This is a genomic window from Methylobacterium sp. SyP6R, assembly GCF_019216885.1.
Taxonomy (GTDB): domain Bacteria; phylum Pseudomonadota; class Alphaproteobacteria; order Rhizobiales; family Beijerinckiaceae; genus Methylobacterium.
In genome coordinates this window covers 1,055,310-1,074,977 of the sequence record NZ_JAAQRC020000001.1, presented here as the reverse complement: position 1 = coordinate 1,074,977, position 19,668 = coordinate 1,055,310, and the positions used below count along the sequence as shown (strand labels likewise).

Genomic DNA, 19,668 nt, shown 5'->3' with positions numbered 1-19,668 from the left:
ATGTTCGCACGCAAGCTCCTCGGCCTCGCGGCCGGCGCGGCCCTCGCTTTCTCCCTCGGGCTGGTCCCTGCCCGCGCCGAGGTGTCGGAGGTCCGCATCTCGAAGGGCTACGGCGTCCTCTACCTGCCGCTCTTCGTGATGCAGGAGAAGAAGTTCCTGGAGGCCCAGGCCGCCAGGGCGGGCCTCGGCGACGTCAAGGTGAGCTGGCTCACGCTGGACGGCGGCAACGTCATCAACGACGCGATGATCTCCGGCGCGCTCGACATCGCCGGCACCGGGGCGCCGGGCTTCCTCGCCCTGTGGTCGAAGGGCCGCGGCAGCCCCAAGACCGAGGTGATCGGCATCTCGGGCATGTCGACGACGGCGCTCGACCTCAACGTCAACAAGCCCGAGATCAAGTCGCTCGCCGACTTCACCCCGAAGGACAAGATCGCGATTCCGGGCATCAAGACCTCGCTGGCCGCGGTGGTGCTGCAGATGGCGGTGGCCAAGCAGTTCGGGCCGGAGAACTACGCCAAGCTCGATTCGAGCACCGTCGGCCTGCCGCATCCGGAGGCGGTCGCGGCGCTTCTGTCCGGCAAGACCGAGATCGTCGCCCATTTCGCCTCGCCGCCCTTCACCGGCGTCGAGCGCGCCGACCCGAAGATCCGCACGATCCTCAAGGCCTCGCAGGTCTTCGGCGACATCACCCTCGACGTGGTGTTCGCGCTCAAGCGCTTCACCGAGGCGAACCCGAAGATGACCCAGGCCTTCCTGGCCGCCCTCGACGAGTCTTGCGACTTCATCAAGGCCAACAAGGCCGAAACCGCCGAGATCTTCGCCCGCGCCTCCAAGGTGAAGGTGTCGCCCCAGGACGTCGCCCAGATCCTCGACGACCCGGACAGCCGGTTCTCGGCGACGCCGCACGGCATCATGGAGTTCGTGACCTTCATGAACCGGGCCGGCATCATGAAGACCAAGCCGGCGACCTGGCAGGACCTGTTCATCCCGGCCCTGCGCGACCGCGCCGGCAGCTGATCGGGTCGAGGGTCCGCACCCTCGAGACCGGCCCCGCCGCGCCCCGCGCGGCGGGGCTTGTTTACCAGTGGTTAAGCATGTCGGTCCTTGATGCCGGCCATGCCGACTCAGCCTCTGACAGCTCATCTGGCCCCGGATCCGCTCGGCGATGCCCGGGACCTGCACGCCAGCATCGCGGCCCTGCGCCGGCTCCTGATCGCGCAGAGCCGCCAGTTCGAGGCCATCGAGCGCCGCCTCTCCCCGGCCCGCAGCCCGGCCGAGACGGGGGCCCTGCGCCTGCGCGCCCTCAAGGGCGGGAGCGTCTGACGCCCGCGCAGGGGCACTCCCTCCGGGTATTCAACCGCGAGGTGCAGGCCCGCCTGTCGTGCACGTCGGTGACCGGGCCGTAACCTTGATCCCGTTCCGCATGGACCACCCCTCGCCGCACCGCGTTACCCGGTTGACAGCGAGAGGAGGCCCAGCCGTGGACACCTGCACCGGAACGCCCGTGAGCCTGACCCTGGGCGGTCGCAGGATCGAGGGTGTCCTGCGGGCGGTGGGCGATTCCGTCGAGATGCCGGAGGCGCCGGGCAGCCCGGCGCGCCGGCTGCGCAACCTGATCCTCGATTTCGGGCCGGCCTGCGCGCCCGTGGAGGTGTGGCTGGCCGAGCCGGAGCCGCCGGGGCTTCCGCCCAACCCTAGGCTTTCAGCAAGATCCTGAGTTCGTCCAGGATGTCGTCGCCGCGGCAGGGACGGGCGACGAAGCGGGCATGGGCGGGCATCCGGTCGGGATCGGGCTTGCTGCGCCCGGACACGACGACGATCGGCAAATCGGGCCGCATCTGCGCCGCCGCGCGGGCGAGCTCGAACCCGTCGGTCCTGCCGGACAATTCGACATCGGTGATCAGCGCGACGATGTCCCGGCGCAGCTCGAGCAGGGAGAGCGCCCGCTCGGCGGAGGCCGATTGCAGCGCCTCGAACCCGGCCGCATCCAGCACGTCGCTGAGATCCATGATCGTCAGCGCCTCGTCCTCCACCACCAGGATGACGGGGCGCTCGTGCCTGGTCTCGTCCTCGGCAGCGTTCTCGGCCTTCACGGTGTCGTTGCTCACGTCGCCTGTCCTTGCCGGTCGGGCCCGTCCGGGACGCCCGCCCGGAAAGCGGCGCGGTCGGACAGGCCGTCGTCGTGTTGTCGGGCGGCCGCTCCCGGCCGGCCGGCGCCCACGCACCGGCCGTTGATCGAAACGGCCGATACCCTGCCCCGGTTGCAGCCCCGAGGCCGTCGCATCGACGAGAATTCGTCCCATCGGCGATCTGCCGCTTGCGCCGCGGCCCGCGCCCCGCTAGAGCACGGCACCGACCCGCACGGGCGCCCCGGCGCCCCGCAGGTCTGGCCCGGAGAGGTGGCCGAGTGGTTGAAGGCGCACGCCTGGAACGCGTGTATACGGGCAACCGTATCGAGGGTTCGAATCCCTCTCTCTCCGCCAGATTTCTGGCAGTTTGAAAAAATCCTTTGATTGTTTAGATGCGATGGTCATGCCTTTAACGTTAGGCTTCGATTAGTCGCTGTAGCTATCCCCCATGCGGTACGGCTGGCTGTCCTAGAGCATTTTTCGACGGAGTGGATGCCGGTTCGTCGCAGAAAATGCGGCAAAATCAAAGACCTAGAGAGCTTCGCGATTGCAGTGCGATCGTGAAGTGCTCTAGTGGTCGTGACCGGCGCTATCGCTGAGATGCAGAGCACCGGCGGCATGCTATTCGCGGCACTCGTGCTCCTCACCTGTTGCGCCCGCACGACTTAACGCAAACCGGCGTCATTCCGACATCAAACCTTGTCAGCTGTGCTGGTCCAGGCTTGAGGCCATCCCGCATCGCGAGGCCTCGGTCGCGACAGGATTGCTCATGGCGCAGTCGATCGCGGTCGCCCGCTGCGATTCAGTGTCTGCGCAATGCGTCCCAAAAAATATCCGGTGCGTCCCGCAAAGGGAATCAGGGGTATCCCCGGTCGCGCGTTTGTTGCTCAGTCGCCATCGCTGGGGCATGCGGCATGCCTGTCGATTTTTGAAACAATTCCAACTTATGCCACGCTACCGTTTCAGGCTGAGCATCTTCGAGAGTCTTCTCGACCCGGGGAATTGGCTGGAGCTGCCTGACAGAGACGCTGCGGTAGCGAAGGCGCGCCAGATCGCGCAGGCGCTCCTCAGCGTCGCCGATCAGAGAGTGCCGTGGGTGGAAGGCGAGGTCGTGGTCGAATGCAGCGACGGCAGCCAACCCATCGTCTTGCCCATCATCGACATGGCCGTGGGCGAGGCCAAAGCGACCTGGCACTGAGTCATGGGCCAGGTCGATGGTCCGATGATGCCAAAGACCATCGTCTCGCGGCCGTTGGCATTACACCGGATGCCACCACCGCCCGCGCAAAACCACACCCTCCGAGGTGATCCGCTTATCCCCGGTCATGTGCTCGCCCAGGACATCGACGTAGTCGAACTGTCCGTCCCGGACCGCCAGCACCGTCGCGTCGCCGAGCGCCCCGACCTTCAGGGTGCCGTATTCCATGCGCTTCAGCGCTACCGCGGCATTCACCGTCGAGGCGGCGATCACCTCGTTCAGGCTCATGCCGAGGCAGAGCATCTTCGACATCGTGGTGACCTGATCGAAGGCCGGGCCGTCGATGCACAGGGCGTGGACGTCCGACGAGATCGTGTCCGGCTGGAAGCCGCCGGCCAGCATGGCGCGGGCGGTCTTGAAGGCGAAGGAGCCCTTGCCATGGCCGATATCGAACAGGATGCCGCGCTCGCGCGCCTGGCGCACCGCCGGCTTCACCGCGCCTTGCGCGGTCACGGGTGAGTTCGGGAACGGCCGGAAGGCGTGGGTGAGCACGTCGCCGGGGCGGAGCATGTCCAGCACCGCCTCGTAGCTCGGCGGCGGCTCGTCGATATGGGCCATCAGCGGCAGGCCGGTCTCCTCCGCGACCTGGAGGGCGATCTCGAGCGGCGCCGTGCCTTGCGTGCCCGAGGCATGGGCGCCGACCCGGACCTTGATGCCGATGATCACGTCGCGGTTGGCCTCGGCCACCGCCACGGCCTCGCGGGGCGCCATCAGGCGCATGTCCTGGCTCTCGCCGACCATGATGGTCTTGGAGAAACCGTAGATGCCCGCGAACGAGACGTGCAGGTAGGCGAGGATGCGGGCTTCCGCGCGCTCGATGACGTGCTTGCGGAAGCCCGGAAAGTTGCCGGGCCCGGCGCTGCCGGTATCGACCGAGGTGGTGACGCCCGACAGCCGGCAGAACGCGTCGGCATCGATGCCGAGCGAGGTGCCGCCCCAATAGACGTGGGTATGCAGGTCGATGAGGCCCGGGGTGACGATCGCCCCGTTCATCTCCCGGACCTCCGTCCCCTCCCCCGCCGGCAGGCCGCGGCCGAAGCCCGAGACGAGGCCGTTGGCGAAGGCGACGTCGGCGATCGCATCGTGGTTCTGCGAGGGATCGATGATGCGGGCGCCCCGCAGGATCAACTCGTGCTGCACGGCTCTACCTCTGGCGATGATCACAAGAGCATTTTCCGACGAAGTGGATGCCGGTTCGTCGCAGAAAATGCGGCTAAACCAAAAATCTGGAGCACGTCGCGATCGCGATGCGATCGTGACGTGCTCCAGGGCAGGCCCGTCACGCGGCCTGCGCCGGCAGGCCGGCGCGGTCGAGGTGGCAGGCGGCGAAATGATGGCCGCCGACCGGATCGAGCCGCGGCTCCTCGGTGCGGCAGCGGTCGAAGGCGTGCGGGCAGCGGGTGTGGAAGCGGCAGCCGCTCGGCGGGTCGATCGGGCTCGGCACGTCGCCGCGCAGGACGATGCGGGTGCGCCCTGCATCGGGCTCGGGCACCGGCACGGCGGAGAGCAGGGCCTGGGTGTAGGGGTGTTTCGGCGCCAGGAAGATCTCGCGGCGCGGGCCGATCTCGACGATCTTGCCGAGATACATCACCGCGACCCGATGCGTCATGTGCTCGACGATGGCGAGGTCGTGCGAGATGAACAGCAAGGCCAGGTCGAGTTCCTTCTGCAAATCCTGCAGCAGGTTGACGATCTGCGCCTTGACCGAGACGTCGAGGGCCGAGACCGCCTCGTCGCAGATGATCAGGTCCGGCTCGGCGGCGAGCGCCCGGGCGATGCCGATGCGCTGCCGCTGGCCGCCGGAGAATTCGTGCGGGAATCGCGTCAGCGCCTCCCGCGGCAGCCCGACCCGCTCCATCAGGGCGGCGAGCCGCGTATCGAGATCGGCGCGGTTCCTGGCGAGACCGAAATTGCGGATCGGCTCGGCCAGGATGTCGCGCACCCGCATCCGCGGATTGAGCGAGGAGAACGGGTCCTGGAACACCATCTGGATCCGCCGGCGCAGGGGGCGAAGCGCGCCGGCGGACAGGTCGTCGATGCGTTTCCCTGCAAGCACCACTTGGCCGGAGGTCGGCGGGAACAGCCGCATCAGGCTGCGGGCGACCGTGGACTTGCCGCAGCCGGATTCGCCGACGAGGGACAGGGTCTCGCCCTTCTCCAGGGTGAAGGAGACGCCATCCACCGCCTTGAGGCTGCGGGCCTGGCGGCCCAGCAAGCCGCCGCCGAGGAGGAAGTGCTTGCGCAGGTCGTTGACGGCGAGGAGCGGGGTGCTCACGCGGCGAGCGCGTCCTTCGGCGCATGGTGGCAGGCGGCGAGATGGCCCGGCGCCTTCGGCTCGAGTGCCGGGGCGTGGCTGCGGCAGAGATCGGTGACGGACGGGCAGCGGCCGGCGAAGACGCAGCCCTCGATCCGGGTCTTCAGGCTCGGCACCATGCCGGGAATCTCGGCCAGCCGCTGGGGCGCACCCGGCCGTTCGGCGGCGCCGAGGCGCGGGACCGCGCCCATCAGGCCGCGCGTGTAGGGGTGGCGGGGCGCGCGAAACAGGTCGCGGACCGCGGCCTCCTCGACCTTGCGGCCGGCATACATCACCACCACCCGGTCGGCGACCTCCGCCACCACGCCGAGATCGTGGGTGATCAGCATGATGGCGGCCCCGACCCGGCGCTTGAGGTCGCGCATCAGGTCGAGGATCTGGGCCTGGATCGTCACGTCCAGCGCCGTGGTCGGCTCGTCGGCGATCAGGAGCTTGGGCGAGCAGGCGAGCGCGATGGCGATCATCACCCGCTGGCGCATGCCGCCGGAGAGCTGGTGCGGGTATTCCCGGACGCGCCGCCGCGGCTCGGGGATGCCGACCAGCGTCAGCATCTCCACCGCCCGCTCCTCGGCGTCCTTGCGCGACAGGCCCTGATGCAGCCGCAGGGTCTCGCCGATCTGGCGCCCGACCGTCAGCACCGGGTTGAGCGAGGTCATCGGCTCCTGGAAGATCACGCTGATGGCGTTGCCGCGGATGCGGCGCATCTCGCGCTCGGGCAGGCCGAGGAGGTCGCGCCCCTCGAACCGGATCGCGCCGGCGAGCCGCGCCGGCGGCTCGGGCAGGAGCCGCAGGATCGACATCGAGGTCACCGACTTGCCGCAGCCGGATTCGCCGACGATCGCCAGGGTCTCGCCGGCTCGAATCGCGAAGGAGACCCCGTCGACCGCGCGGTTGACCCCGTCGGGCGTGCGGAAATGGACCTGGAGGTTCTCGACGGAGAGGAGCGTCATGGGCGTCGTCTCCGGAATGAGCATGAGGTGTTCAATATGACGATCTCACCCGCGACCTCATCCTGAGGTGCTGCGTAGCAGCCTCGAAGGAGGGCTCCAGAAAGCGCGGTGCTCGCTGGAGCCCTCCTTCGAGGCTCCCTGCGGTCGCACCTCAGGATGAGGTCGCGCGTGGGAGGACGAGGATGTCCGGGTGGCTGCCTCTCCGCAGCAGGCAGGCCCTCACACATCCTTCGCCATCCGCGGGTCGAGGGCATCGCGCAACCCGTCGCCGACGAGGTTCACGGCGAGCACGGTGAGCGACAGGAAGATCGCCGGGAACAGGATGATGTAGAACTTCACCTGCCAGAGCGCCCGGCCCTCGGCCATGATGTTGCCCCAGGACGGCGTCGCGGGCGGCACGCCGGCGCCGATGAACGACAGGATCGATTCGGCGATCATGGCCGAGGCGCAGATATAGGTCGCCTGCACGGTCATCGGTGCCAGCGTATTGGGCAGGATGTGGCGCCAGATGATCATCGGCATCCGGGTACCGGTGGTCACCGCCGCCTCGACATAGGGTTGCTCGCGCAACGACAGCACCACGCCGCGCACCAGCCGCGCCACGCGGGGAATCTCCGCCACGGTGATCGCCAGGATCACGTTCCCGACCGAACCTCTTGTCAGCGCCATGAGCGCGATGGCCAGCAGGATCGGCGGGATCGACATCAGCCCGTCGACGACCCGCATGATGATCCCGTCGGCCCAGCGCACCATGCCGGAGACGAGGCCGACGACGAGCCCGGCGAGGGAGGCGAAGAGAGCGACCGCGAAGCCGACGAGGAGCGACACCCGGGCGCCGTAGATCACCCGGGAATAGAGGTCGCGCCCGAGCATGTCGGTGCCGAACCAGTGTTGGGCGGAGGGCACCCGCGTGCGCCGCGACGGCGCGATCGCCGTCGGGTCGACGGTGCCGAGATACGGCGCGAGCACCGCCATCAGGGCGACGGTCACCAGGATCACGCCGCCGATCACGATGGTCGGGTGGCGGCGCCAGGTCCGGCGGATCCGGCCATAGGCCTTGCGCGGCGGGTAGAGATCGGGCAGCGGCGCGGCGACCGCGAGGCCGGGGGGCGCTTCGCCCTGCAAGGGTTGGGCGGCGCTCAATAGCGGATCCTCGGGTCGATGAGGGTGTAGAGGACGTCGATCGCGAGGTTCACCAGCACGTAGGTGAAGCTGAACAGCAGCACGACGCCCTGGATCACCGGATAGTCGCGCCGCAGGATCGCATCGACGGTGAGCCGGCCGAGGCCGGGAATCGCGAACACCGTCTCGGTGACGACGGCGCCGCCGATGAGCAGCGCGATGCCGATGCCGATCACCGTGACGATCGGCACCGCGGCGTTCTTCAGCGCGTGGACGAACAGCACCTGCCCTTGCGCCACGCCCTTGGCCCGCGCCGTGCGGACGTAATCCTGCTGGAGCACGTCGAGCATCGTCGCCCGGGTGACCCGGGCGATCAGCGCGATGTAGACGAGGCCCAGCGTCAGCGCCGGCAGGATCAGGCTCGCGAACCACGGGCCGATCCCCTGCTCGATCGGCGTGTAGCCCTGCGCCGGCAGCCAGCCGAGTTCGAGGGCGAACACGTAGGCCAGCAGGTAGCCGACGACGAAGACCGGCACCGAGAAGCCGAGCACCGCCCCGCCCATCACGAGGCGATCGACGAGCCGCCCCGCCTTCCAGGCCGCCAGGACGCCGAGCGGCACCGCGACCAGCACCGCGAAGATCAGCGTCACCAGCATCAGCGACACGGTCGGCTGCACCCGTTGGCCGATCATGGTGGTGACCGGCAGGTTGGTGAAGATCGAGGTGCCGAGATCACCGTGCAGGATGCGCCAGGCCCACTCGCCGAAGCGGACCAGGAACGGCCGGTCGAGGCCGAGCGAGGCGCGGATGCGCTCGATATCGGCCGGCGAGGCCTGGTCGCCGGCAATGAGCGCCACCGGGTCGCCGGGGGCGAGGAACAGCAGGCTGAAGACGAACAGCCCGACGACCGCCATCACCGGGATGACGGCGAGGACGCGCTTGACGAGGAAGCCGAACACGGGGGGTTCCTCAGGCCTTGGACACGCCCCAGGTGAAGGGCAGCGGCCCCTTGCCCACGCCGGTCACGGTCTTGCGCCAGGCCTGGTAGCCGAGGAAGTAGCCGGTCGGCGCGTAGACGACGCCGTCCACCGCCGCCGCGTTCACCTTGTCGATCGCCGCCTTCTCGGCGGCCGGATCGGCGGCATCGAACCACTCGGTGATGCCGGCCTCGACCGGCGGCAGGTCGGGCCAGCCGAACCAGGCCTTGTCGCCATTGGCCCGGATCGCCGGATAGACCGCCGGGTTGATGCAGTCGGCGCCGGCATGCCAGGTGTGGAACATGTTCCAGCCGCCCTGCGACGGCGGCGCCTTCGAGGCGCGCCGCGTGCCCACCGTGCCCCAGTCGGTGGCGACGAAATCGACCTTCATGCCCATCTGCTTGAGGAGGTCGGCGGTGACGTCGCCCATGTTCTTGGTGATCGACTGGTCCTGCGCCACCACGCAGACCACCGGCTCGCCCTTGTAGCCGGCCTCCGCCAGCAGCTTCTTGGCCGCCGCGATGTCGCCCTTGCCGATTTTTTGACCACCCGCTTCGCTGTAGAGCGGCGTGCCCGGGGTGAAGAAGCCCGGCAGCGGCTTCCACAGCTTGTCGTCGTCGCCGATCAGCGACCGCATGTAATCCTCCTGGTTCATGCCCATGAGCACGGCCTGGCGGATCTTGGGGTTGTCGAAGGGCGGATGGAGGTGGTTCATCCGGAACGCGCCGATATTGCCCAGCGGATCGGCGATGTCGACGTTGATGTTGGCGTTCTTGCGCAGGAGGGGGACGAGGTCGGGAATCGGGTTCTCCCACCAATCGACCTCGCCGTTCTGCAGCGCCGCCGAGGCGGTGGCCGGATCGGGCATGATGATCCACTCGACCCGGTCGAGCAGCATGCGCTTGCCGCCGGCGAGCCACGAGGACGGCTCGTCGCGCGGCTTGTAGTCCGAAAATTTCTCGAAGACCGCGCGGGCGCCGGGCACCCATTCGGCCTTGGCGAACTTCATAGGACCGGAGCCGACATACTCGGTGATCTGGGTGAAGGGATCGGTCTTGGCGATCCGCTCCGGCATGATGAAGGCGCAAGGAGCGTTGTTCTTGCCGAGCGCCAGCAGGAGCTTCGGGAACGGTTTCTTGAGCTGCCAGCGGAAGGTGCGGTCGTCGACCGGGACCAGCTCGGCCTGGATCGCCCGGATCATGATGCCCATCGGGTCGCGGGCCGACCAGCGGGTCAGGCTCGCCACCACGTCCTTCGACAGGACCGGCTCGCCGTCGTGGAACTTGAGGCCGGGCCGCAGGCGGAAAGTCCAGGTCAGGCCGTCGGCCGAGACCTCCTCCGATTCGACCATCTGGCGCTGGGGCTTCAGCTGCGCGTCGACGCCGTAGAGCATGTCCCAGACGAGGGCGGCGGCGTTGCGGACGACGTATTGCGTCCCCCAGATCGGATCGAAATTCGCCAGGTTCGCCTGCGGCACGAACCGCAGAACCTTGGCCGGTTGCGCCAGCGCCGGGGCGGCGAACTGGGGCGCCATGCCGGCGGCGCCGATGGCGGCCGAGCCTTTCAGAAACGTCCTGCGGTCCATGGCGTATCCTGCCTGCGGGGCCTGTGGTCGTGAGCCGTGCCCGGGCCCCTGAAGAGCCGGCTCTCCTGCCAGGTTCGCCTCGGTCCGATCGCTCGGTCAAGGCGGATTGCAGGGTTTCCAACGGTCACGCTCGCCCCGGGAGCAAGCTTCGCGCCAAGGGGTGCACCAAGGGGCGCGCCAAGGCGGGCGGGAGGCCGTACCGGCAGCGCCGGAGCCACTCGCCTTAAGCCCTCGTGCCTATCGCCTCCGGTCGATTTCACACGCGAACGATCGGCCATCTTGAGCAATAATCGCTCTATGGGGCTGTCCGGAACCTGACTATGAACTTATTGTCGGCATCGAGGGGCGAGCCGATGGCATCACGCGGCGAGATCATCTTCGATTCACCGTCACCCGCGGTGGATTGTCAGGTATCGAACCTTACGGTCGTCGGCGCATTGCTCACGGTCCCTGCCGGAACCGTGGTGCCGGATGCGATCACGCTGGCGATTGCCGGCGAGTTCGTGATGCGCCGCTGCCGCGTGGTGTGGCGCCGGCGCGACCAGGTCGGCGTGGCGTTCGAGATGCCGGTCTGAGGTCACCGGAGCCGACATCGCCGTGTGTCCGACCAGGATCGGTGCGATCGAGCACAAGCTCCGTCGGCGAGCCCCGGTGCCGCCCAGGTCGTCCTCGAGACCCGTGAATCGTCGCCTGATGTGGTTTTCCGACCGGGCCGCACGAAAACCGTATCGGGGGGAAGGGACGACCAGCCCGGTCGAGGAGTGTTGCATATTGGCAACATTATCGCTGAGTGTACGAATAGACTTGCGGCCAATAATATGTATTGTTCGTATGCAGCATCGCGGAGAGCGCAATGGCGGACAATTATTCCTATTCATTTGATTACAAATCGGGAGTTTTTCGCCCTTCCTATGTGTCGGCTATTGGATCTTTCAGTGTAGATTATAATTCTATGCGGGTGTACGACATTAACGTCGTGTCTGGAGATATAAGATTTACGTCTGGAACGGTCGAATATGGCAAAAATTTCGATGGAACTTCATCATATAGAGTCAATTTATCGTATTCTTCAGGTACTGTAAGTAATCAATATGCGTCTATTTCAAAAGATTCGGCCGGGTTATATTTTAAATATGAGTCGGTAGATACATCTTCATTTTCTAATGTTAGTTATTTGAGGAACATATATGGCAGCGATCGCTATTTCCTGCCGGTACGTACGAGCGCCGAGGCGACGAATGCCCCCGTCACCACGGTTGCCGTTTGCTTCACGAGCGGCACGAGCATCCGCACGGATCGTGGCGACGTTGCTGTCGAGCACCTGCGCGTCGGCGACCGGGCGGTGACCGCCTCCGGCGCCCTGCGGCCGGTCACCTGGATCGGTCACCGCCGTCTTGACGCGCAGGGCCGCGTCGTGCCCCATGACCAGCAACCGATCCGCGTCCGCGCCGGTGCCTTCGGGCCGGGTCTTCCCGCCCGGAACCTCTCCCTTTCCCCCGGCCACCCGGTGCTCGTCGGGGGCGATGCGGATGGCGCGGGCGGCCACCTCGTGCCGATCATGTGCTTGATCAACGGCACCACCATCGTCCGCGAGCCGGTCTCGTCGGTCACCTACTGGCATATCGAACTCGATGCCCACGACATCCTGTTCGCCGAGGGCCTGCCCGCCGAGAGCTATCTCGACTGGGGCGACCGCCCGTTCTTCACGGAAGCCTCCGACCACGCCCTGCACAACCCCGACTTCGTCGTGCCGGGTCTTTCCGCCCGCTGCCGGCCGGTGGCCGTGGACGGCCCGGTGGTCGAGGCCGAGCGCAGGCGCCTGTCGGGCGTGTTCGCGGCGTCGCTCGGCGCCGCTTGCGCCTGGGACGAGGCCGAACGCTTCGACTGGCTCGCCGCGTAGTCCCGGCCCGAAACGCCCCGCCCGGCGCTGCCGGCGAGTTCGTGATGCGCCGCTGCCGCGTGGTGTGGCGCCGGCGCGACCAGGTGGGCGTGGCGTTCGAGATGCCGATCTGAGATCACGGGGGCGGATATCCCGTCCGGTTTCGCAGAGCGTCCGGACCGGGGCCGGTACCCTCGCCGCCCCCGCCTCTGGGCTCCGCCCCATCGTTCCGGAACTTGCGACGGATAGGCGGGAGGTGGAAAGACGTGCGCGCCCGAGTCACGTTCTACTTCTGACCTGATTTTTGTTGTATATTTGCGACATTTTGGTTTAATGACCTGAGCCGAATTGCAACTTTTGGTACTTATAATTTAGAATTTCCTGCTTCGGAGGAGGATGTCGTGGCAAGCGTTTATTCCTATACGTTTAATAGCTCGCTGACCAACTTGGACGGCAAATCGATACCCATCGCCGGATCATATTATGTAAATTACGACACAATGCAAATATACAATGTAGATATCAGAATAAGAGACGCAATATTTGCTCCTACAACGGCACGAAGCATATTTGAAAGCGGACCCAATGCTTATAATGTGGGTTTTTCATATGCTACATCAATTTATAATAGCTATAATCTGAATTTTAGCTGGGAAACTAGAGAGCCGTCATCATTATTAAATATGAATTATTACGCTAGCAACACATCGAGCGTGGCTATGCCACCCGTAATCACGGATGCGCGGGCTGCATCTGTACCCGTAGCGACGACTCCTGTCTGCTTCTGCACCGGCACGCAAATCCGCACGGCGCGCGGTGACGTCGCCGTCGAGAACCTGCGGGTCGGCGATCGGGCTGTGACCGCCTCCGGTGCCCTTCGGCCTGTCACCTGGATCGGGCACCGCCGTCTCGACGGGCAGGGCCGCGTCGTGCCTCATGACCAGCAACCGATCCGCGTCCGCGCCGGTGCCTTCGGGCCGGGTCGTCCCGCCCGGAACCTCTCCCTTTCCCCCGGCCATCCGGTGCTCGTCGGGGCGGATGCGGATGGCGCGGGCGGCCACCTCGTGCCGATCATGTGCCTGATCAACGGCACCACCATCGTCCGCGAGCCGGTCTCGTCGGTCACCTACTGGCATATCGAACTCGACGCCCACGATATCCTGTTCGCCGAGGGCCTGCCCGCCGAGAGCTATCTCGACTGGGGTGATCGCCCGTTCTTCACCGAAGGCTCCGATCACGCGCTCCACAATCCCGACTTCGTCGTGCCGGGCCTTGCCGCCCGCTGCCGGCCCGTTGCCGTGGACGGTCCGGTGGTCGAGGCCGAGCGCGAGCGTCTGTCGGGCGTGTTCGCCGCGTCGCTCGGAGAGGCCTGCGCCTGGGACGAGGCCGAGCGCTTCGCCTGGATCGCCGCGTAGTCCCGGCCCGAAACGCCCCGCCCGGCGCTGCCGGCGGGGCCCAAGGGTCGTGTCGGGCGGGAAGACGCTACGGCGTCTTCACCAGGACAGGACGCATAAATCCCCGAAGGACCAGAGGCCGGACGACTTCCCGCAGCGGGTTTAAGGTGCGCCGGGAACGCGAGCCCAGCGTGACGTCAATCCACGCCCTTGCTCTGCAAGGGGGGAAAGCTGGAGCGGGTGAAGGGAATCGAGCCCTCGTATTCAGCTTGGAAGGCTCAGCTAAGCCTTTGATCCTGCTGCGCCTCATTCCTCGTCGCGAACCTAACCACCATGCCCTGGGGAGGAGTTTCGAGTGCGATGATGAACCGCTAAGCCGTCGATTGATCGGGTGGGAGCGGATGTCCGTTCCGGCCAAGCCCCCCGTTCAGGCGCCCTGCCCTACCGCTGTCGATCGCGCGGCGTGGCGGCCTGACTTCCCCTGGAGGATAATTGCACTTCGTCATCTGTTAGGATGCGCCATGGCCGGATGGGTGGAAAGCAGTAACTATCCGTGGGGCCAGGCGATGTTCTCTTTTTGGTCTACGGTTCGTTGTTTGTTTGCAACTCTTAAATTGGATGTTGCGGGACAGATTGCAACCTGAAAAATACATAATATGAAAATTGAGTGCTCTGGGGAGAACGTCGTGGCCACCGTTTATTCTTATTCTTTTAGCTCACAGCTTATAAACCAGAGCGACGGAAGTACCATTCCAGCGAGCGGATCGTTAATCATTGATTACAGCAATATGCGAGTTTATGATATAAATATCATAGCGGGCGGCAAAATAATTTCCAGCGGGACTGTCCTTAAGGAATTCAATATCGATAGAACCACATACTATAATATTAATTTAACCCAAGGGCAGCCTTCAGAAGATTATAGTTATCTCAATTTATTCATAAAATCGCCATCAGATAGCGTCTTTTATAATGCTAGATATACAAGAATAATTTTCGACGGCAGCACTTCACCACCGACCTCAACCTTTACACAGGCGCAATCCGCAGACATTGCAGCAAACCCTGTCGCCGTATGCTTTGTCACAGGCAGCCGGATCAGCACGGCGCGCGGCGACGTGGCGGTGGAGGATCTATGGGTCGGCGACCTCGCCGTCACCGTCTCCGGCGCCCTGCGACCCGTCACCTGGATCGGGCATCGCCATCTCGATGGACGCGGCCGGACCCTGCCTCACGACCAGCAGCCGGTCCGCATCCGCGCCGGTGCCTTCGGGCCGGGGCTGCCCGCCCGGGATCTCCGCCTCTCCCCCGGCCATCCGGTCCTCGTCGGGGCGGATGCGGATGGCGCGGGCGGCCATCTCGTGCCGATCATGTGCCTGATCAACGGCACCAGCATCGCCCGCGAGGCGGTCTCCTCGGTCACCTACTGGCACGTCGAGCTCGATGCTCACGACATCCTGCTCGCCGACGGCCTGTCCGCTGAGAGCTACCTCGACTGGGGCGACCGTCCGTTCTTCACGGAAGCCTCCGATCACGCGCTCCACAATCCGGACTTCGTCGTGCCGGGCCTTGCCGCCCGCTGCCGGCCCGTTGCCGTGGACGGTCCGGTGGTCGAGGCCGAGCGCAGGCGCCTGTCGGGCGTGTTCGCGGCGTCGCTCGGCGCCGCTTGCGCCTGGGACGATGCCGAACGCTTCGCCTGGCTCGCCGCGTAGGCCCGGCCCGAAACGCCCCGCCCGGCGCTGCCGGCGGGGCCCAAGGGTCGTGTCGGGCGGGAGGACGCTACGGCGTCTTCACCAGGACAGGACGCATAAATCCCCGAAGGACCAGAGGCCGGACGACTTCCCGCAGCGGGTTTAGGGTGCGCCGGGAACGCGAGCCCAGCGTGACGTCAATCCACGCCCCTGCGATGCAAGGGGGGAGAAGCTGGAGCGGGTGAAGGGAATCGAACCCTCGTATTCAGCTTGGAAGGCTGCTGCTCTACCATTGAGCTACACCCGCGGCGGCTGCCCAGATAGCACGGTCGATCCGGGTTGAGAAGCGGGGCAACGGCACGGATCGCCCCGTTTCCGCGCCCTACTCGACCACCAGCTTGTAGGGCAGGCCGGCGCGCACCGGCACGCCCTTGTCGAGCCCGTTGAGGACCTGGAAACGCTCGAGCGGCCGGTCGACCGCCGTCATGCGCTGGGCCAGGCTCTCGACGGTGTCGCCGGCGGCGGCGGTCACGACCTGGATGCGCAGGGGCTTGAGGCTGCGCGCCTCCTCCGGGGTCACCAGGGCGATGCTGGCGAGCCAGCGGCCGAAGGCGGGCTCCGGATCGGTCGCGCCCTTGGCGGCCATGATCATCCGGAAGGTGTTGGAGCCGACCCGTACCGCGGCGAGGCGGAAGAACCACTCCTTGCCCTTCGACACCGCCGTCACCGCCGGAAAGCCGTTCAGCATCCGGTTCTCGAAGCTCCCGGTCTCGATCGCGTCGTTCCAGGTCGCCTTCAGCACCTCTTCGAGGCCCTGGCCGGCATTGGTCTCGACGGCGTCGAACAAGAGGCGGCTCTTGCCGTCCGGGGTGGTGCCGAGCACCGCGCGGGCGGTGTTGTCGAGCCCGAAACCCTCCGGCGCCTCGAAGGCGACGCCGAGGCGCGGATGGATGAAGCGGCGGCCGCGGATCAGCCCGTCGGCCGGGTTGTCGCCGTAGGCGATGCCGTCGATCGCCGCGAGGTAGCGGTTGCGGTCGTCGACGCCGAGGCCGGGGGCGCCGATGCGCCGCGCGGCCTGCGTCACCTGGGTGATGCGCTCGGGCGTGCTCGGATGGGTCGCCAGCATGTCGGGCTCGGAATTGAGCCCGGACCCGGCGCGGAGCGCAGTGGTACGGTTGAGCGCGGTGAGGAAGCGCGAGGCCCCGAACGGGTCGTAGCCGGCGCGGGCCAACGTGCGTACCCCGGTCTGGTCGGCCTCGAATTCCTGGGTGCGCGAGAAGCGGGCCAGCACGAAGCGGGACTGGTCCTGCAAGAGGGCGCCGGTCGCGGGATCGTTGAGCACGTCGGCCACGACCTTGCTGACGAGCTCGGAGCGGAGCGCCATCTCGGTGCGGGCGCTGGCGTGGCGCAGGGTCACGTGGGCGATCTCGTGCGCCAGCACCGCGGCGAGCTCCGAGGTGTCGTCGGCGAGCGCCAGCAGGCCGCGGGTGACGTAGATCCGGCCGGTCGGCAGCGCGAAGGCGTTCACCACCGGCGAATCGAGCAGCGTCACCGCGTAGGTCTCGTCCGGGCGCTCCGTCGCCTTGACCAGGCGGTCGGTGACGTCGCTGACGAGGCGCAACGCCGACGGCGCCTTGTACTCGCCGCCGAACGAGGCCACGAGCTTGGCGTGGTCGGCGTCGTTGGCCGGCCGGTCGCGCCCGGTGGTGCGCGGCGCCTCGGGCGGCACGACGGCCGCCACCGGCGCCAGCGCGCCGGTCTGGTCCGACGTGCAGGCGGCGACGAGCAGCGCCAAGACCGTCGCCGGCATGATCGCCGCCGCCGGCACGATGGCTGCCGCTGACAAGATGGCCGCGCCCCCGGCCGGCCGTGTTCGCGTGAAAGACCACCCCATGGCGATCAGCGCCGCGGCGCCTGCTCCTCGTCCAGCATCTCGATCATCTCGGCCGCGCCGATATCCAGGGTCGGCCCGCGCCACAGCTCGACGATGCCGCGAGCCCGCACGCGCCGCCCCCGAAGCGCCGGGGAAGAGAAACCACGTTCGAGCATGATCCGCCAAGTGCGTTTCGACACCGTGACCGTAACACCTTCCGCACCGAAAGGGGCGAAGTTGAGGTAGGTGCGGCGCTCGCGCTCGCCGACGTTGCGCACCCTCCCCTCCACGACCGCGAATCGGCCCACCATCGTCGCGAGCCGCGCCACCTCCTCGGTCGGCACCGGGGGTGCCGCCGCCCAGAGCCCCTGCCCCCGGCGGCGGGCCGCGTCCTCCAGCGCCAGCAGGCCGGGTCGGCACAGGCTGTCGCCCTCCCCGGCATCGACCGCGACCAGCCCGGCCGCCACCAGCCCGCCGGCGAGGTCGGCCGGCTCCCCACCCTGTGTGGCGGCGTCCAGGACGATTCGGCCCCAGCGGTCGGGCTCCGGCGCCTCGCGGGTGGCGAGCGTCCGGCCCGCGAACCCGGCGAGCCAGGCCCGCGCGGCCTCGGCCGCCGCCGGGTCGTCGGGCCAGCGCACCCCGTCGAGGCGCGCCCGCCGCCCGGAGGCGAGGACGAGCTCGCCCCGCGCGGCCACCGCCTCGATCCGGTCCTCTGCGGCGATGCGGCCCCGGCAGGCCGGCGGCTCGCGCCCGCGCGGGCTCGCCGCCGCCGCCCCCGCGAGGAGCGCGAGGCCGAGGCCGAGACTTGCCGCGATCCGTCCTCTCATGGTGGAAAAGCCCGTGGTGAATGCCTGCCCGCCGCCTCATCGGCGAGGTTGGCGGAAAGCGGCCGGGATGGTAAGAGGCTCGCCGTGGGTCTCCGTAGCTCAGCTGGACAGAGCACAGGTTTCCTAAACCGAATTGGGCGTCGCGCCGGGAAACCGCGCGGCGGATCCGCTCAAAGTCGGGGAAAGCGTCGAGCCGTTCGCGGCCTCACGCCGATCCCGAGCCAAGCCCGGCCGCCAGGTCGGGAAGGTGTAGAGACTAGACGGGCGGCACCTAAGGGCTCTTCGAGGATTCTCGGGGGGCCTACGGTGAAGGGATAGTCCAGACCACGAACGCCTCGCGGCGGCGGCGAAAGCCGAAGTGGTATGAAACCTGGGGTCGCAGGTTCGAGCCCTGCCGGGGACGCCACGCTTGGGCCGGGCCGTTGTGCCGGCTGAAAAAATTTCTTTGGATCGAGATGTCGTCGATCGGCCGATGCGGACGGATCATGGACCCGCGTCGCATCCGGTCCGGGCAGTGCTCGTCCCGGCTGGATCATCGGCGGCGGGACATCCGCAAGCCCTGGCACGCCTCGGCGGCGATCCGGCCCTGACTGCTTGGTGTCCAGGGGTGAGGCTGCACCGGAACGGTGCGTCTCATATGGTTTCCGATTGATCGCTCCGCGAGGCGGAAACCGGCTTCGCTCAGGCGTGTGAAGCCTACGGCTTCACCGCGCGGGCTGGTGATACGGCGTCCGGAAGGACTCTTCCGGAAGCCGTATCGGCCGGTAACCTGCGGATGCCTGTCCGCCTCCTCCGGAACCGGTGTGCCGGCCGCACGTTTCCGGGACAGTAGCGGATTCCCCAATCCACGATGACGGAGCGCCCGCCGAGGTCCTAACCCTCCGGCGGGCGTTCTGCGTGTCGTGCCCCGGTCACCCCGCGGCCCGGCGGTAGCGAGGCCGAGTGTCGCGACCCTTGCGATTCAAGCTTGAGCGTGTCTTCGAGTCCTCACTCCTGCCTTGTTTGCGGCGCGTCCTGCCATCCGACCCGGCCGCCGAGACGCGGCCCGACACCGTTCCAGCGAGGCGGCACCATGCGTTTCATCGGCATCTTCGGCGCTCTCCTCTCCGTCGCCCTCGTCCTGACGGTCGGCGCCTTGTTCACCCTGGCGGCGGCGCCGGTCCGGGCGGCGTTGGCGTTCCGGCGGGCCTGACGCCCGCCGGTTCGCGGCGATCACGCGGCGGCGCGCATGAGCCAGATCGCCGCGGAGAGGCCCACCCCCGCAACCCCGATGAAGCCGACATACAGGGCCAGCGTCGGGTCGGCATGGTCGTGGGCGTAGCCCGGTTTGCGGGGAGACAAGCGCCACCGTTCCTTGATCTCGGCGAAGCGGGCCCGGGCGATGTCCTTCGGCGAGAGGGCGTTGCCGCCCGCCTCCTCGCAGGTTCCGAGCATCGCCATGCCGGGATCGAACACCTCGACCTTGTCGCCGCTGCGGCCGGAATCGATGTCGCCCTTGAGCATCGCGGTGTTGGGCTTCGGGGCGTCGACCGGGGCCGGCGGATCGGCGCGTTGTGCCGACAGGTGCGGGGGAACGTCGGTGTCGTCGCTCATGGCCTCGGCTCGCAAGAGGGATGGATGTCCCGGGACTACGCCCGCCGCGGAGGGAAGTTCGAAGGCGCGACGGCTT

The 19,668-nt window shown here is 67.2% G+C and carries 18 protein-coding genes and 2 tRNA genes; 9 read left to right on the top strand and 11 right to left on the bottom strand.

The features are described 5' to 3' along the window. The 3 genes from HBB12_RS04860 (at position 1) to HBB12_RS04850 (ending at position 1,717) form a co-directional block, all read left to right on the top strand. Positions 1-1,017: an ABC transporter substrate-binding protein gene (locus HBB12_RS04860; RefSeq protein WP_236988319.1), complete on the top strand. Its 1,017-nt coding sequence runs from the start codon at positions 1-3 to the stop codon at positions 1,015-1,017. Between the two features lie 99 nt (positions 1,018-1,116). After that, the gene (locus HBB12_RS04855) at positions 1,117-1,323 is read left to right on the top strand and encodes a hypothetical protein (RefSeq protein WP_236988318.1); all 207 of its coding nucleotides are present in this window, start codon (positions 1,117-1,119) and stop codon (positions 1,321-1,323) included. 157 nt (positions 1,324-1,480) lie between these two features. Next, positions 1,481-1,717: a hypothetical protein gene (locus HBB12_RS04850; RefSeq protein ID WP_236988317.1), complete on the top strand. Its 237-nt coding sequence runs from the start codon at positions 1,481-1,483 to the stop codon at positions 1,715-1,717. Here HBB12_RS04850 and HBB12_RS04845 read toward each other — a convergent pair. Next, positions 1,695-2,108: a response regulator gene (locus tag HBB12_RS04845; protein ID WP_236988316.1), complete on the bottom strand. Its 414-nt coding sequence runs from the start codon at positions 2,106-2,108 to the stop codon at positions 1,695-1,697. The two genes, HBB12_RS04850 and HBB12_RS04845, sit on opposite strands and share 23 nt — an antisense overlap. A 285-nt stretch (positions 2,109-2,393) precedes the next feature. On the opposite strand from HBB12_RS04845, the gene HBB12_RS04840 reads away from it, so the two are divergent. Beyond that, positions 2,394-2,483: transfer RNA gene (locus HBB12_RS04840), tRNA-Ser, on the top strand. Positions 2,484-2,898: 415 nt separating this feature from the next. After that, the gene (locus HBB12_RS04835) at positions 2,899-3,327 is read left to right on the top strand and encodes a hypothetical protein (RefSeq protein WP_236988315.1); all 429 of its coding nucleotides are present in this window, start codon (positions 2,899-2,901) and stop codon (positions 3,325-3,327) included. 60 nt (positions 3,328-3,387) lie between these two features. On the opposite strand, the gene HBB12_RS04830 is transcribed toward HBB12_RS04835, so the two are convergent. From HBB12_RS04830 to HBB12_RS04805, 6 genes are all read right to left on the bottom strand, one after another. Next, entirely contained in the window at positions 3,388-4,527 is a 1,140-nt protein-coding gene (locus HBB12_RS04830; RefSeq protein ID WP_236988314.1) for an amidohydrolase/deacetylase family metallohydrolase, read from the bottom strand. 139 nt (positions 4,528-4,666) lie between these two features. Then, the gene (locus tag HBB12_RS04825; protein WP_236988313.1) at positions 4,667-5,662 is read right to left on the bottom strand and encodes an ABC transporter ATP-binding protein; all 996 of its coding nucleotides are present in this window, start codon (positions 5,660-5,662) and stop codon (positions 4,667-4,669) included. Next, positions 5,659-6,651 (bottom strand): ABC transporter ATP-binding protein, encoded by a 993-nt coding sequence (locus tag HBB12_RS04820; RefSeq protein WP_236988312.1) that lies wholly within the window; start codon positions 6,649-6,651, stop codon positions 5,659-5,661. The genes HBB12_RS04825 and HBB12_RS04820 overlap by 4 nt, the downstream gene beginning before the upstream one ends. Before the next feature lie 219 nt (positions 6,652-6,870). Next, positions 6,871-7,794 (bottom strand): ABC transporter permease, encoded by a 924-nt coding sequence (locus HBB12_RS04815; protein WP_442919227.1) that lies wholly within the window; start codon positions 7,792-7,794, stop codon positions 6,871-6,873. Beyond that, positions 7,791-8,732: an ABC transporter permease gene (locus HBB12_RS04810; RefSeq protein WP_236988311.1), complete on the bottom strand. Its 942-nt coding sequence runs from the start codon at positions 8,730-8,732 to the stop codon at positions 7,791-7,793. Before HBB12_RS04810 ends, HBB12_RS04815 begins: the two co-directional genes overlap by 4 nt. Before the next feature lie 10 nt (positions 8,733-8,742). Next, complete coding sequence (locus HBB12_RS04805; RefSeq protein WP_236988310.1) at positions 8,743-10,335, bottom strand: ABC transporter substrate-binding protein; 1,593 nt, start codon at positions 10,333-10,335, stop codon at positions 8,743-8,745. 353 nt (positions 10,336-10,688) lie between these two features. On the opposite strand from HBB12_RS04805, the gene HBB12_RS04800 reads away from it, so the two are divergent. The 4 genes from HBB12_RS04800 to HBB12_RS34240 all read left to right on the top strand — a co-directional run bounded on the left by HBB12_RS04800 (position 10,689) and on the right by HBB12_RS34240 (position 15,320). Further along, entirely contained in the window at positions 10,689-10,910 is a 222-nt protein-coding gene (locus HBB12_RS04800; protein ID WP_236988309.1) for a PilZ domain-containing protein, read from the top strand. A 599-nt stretch (positions 10,911-11,509) separates the two neighbouring features. Further along, positions 11,510-12,235, top strand: coding sequence for a Hint domain-containing protein (locus HBB12_RS04795; RefSeq protein WP_236988308.1), 726 nt, complete (start codon positions 11,510-11,512; stop codon positions 12,233-12,235). 479 nt (positions 12,236-12,714) lie between these two features. Further along, on the top strand, positions 12,715-13,629 hold the full coding sequence (locus tag HBB12_RS04790) for a Hint domain-containing protein (RefSeq protein ID WP_336886963.1): 915 nt from the start codon (positions 12,715-12,717) through the stop codon (positions 13,627-13,629). 968 nt (positions 13,630-14,597) lie between these two features. Continuing rightward, positions 14,598-15,320 carry a Hint domain-containing protein gene (locus HBB12_RS34240; protein ID WP_442919342.1) on the top strand — a complete coding sequence of 241 codons (723 nt, stop codon included), beginning with the start codon at positions 14,598-14,600 and terminating at the stop codon, positions 15,318-15,320. A gap of 212 nt (positions 15,321-15,532) precedes the next feature. Here the strand turns inward: HBB12_RS34240 and HBB12_RS04780 are convergent. From HBB12_RS04780 to HBB12_RS04765, 4 genes are all read right to left on the bottom strand, one after another. Continuing rightward, a tRNA-Gly gene (locus HBB12_RS04780) sits at positions 15,533-15,606 on the bottom strand. 75 nt (positions 15,607-15,681) lie between these two features. Beyond that, positions 15,682-17,109 (bottom strand): M48 family metalloprotease, encoded by a 1,428-nt coding sequence (locus HBB12_RS04775; RefSeq protein WP_236992663.1) that lies wholly within the window; start codon positions 17,107-17,109, stop codon positions 15,682-15,684. An 89-nt stretch (positions 17,110-17,198) separates the two neighbouring features. Further along, a complete protein-coding gene (locus HBB12_RS04770; RefSeq protein ID WP_236988305.1) occupies positions 17,199-17,999 on the bottom strand; it encodes a DNA-binding protein in 801 nt (266 codons plus the stop codon). A gap of 1,212 nt (positions 18,000-19,211) precedes the next feature. Then, positions 19,212-19,592, bottom strand: a complete 381-nt coding sequence (locus HBB12_RS04765; RefSeq protein ID WP_236988304.1) for a hypothetical protein — start codon at positions 19,590-19,592, stop codon at positions 19,212-19,214. Positions 19,593-19,668 lie beyond the last annotated feature (76 nt).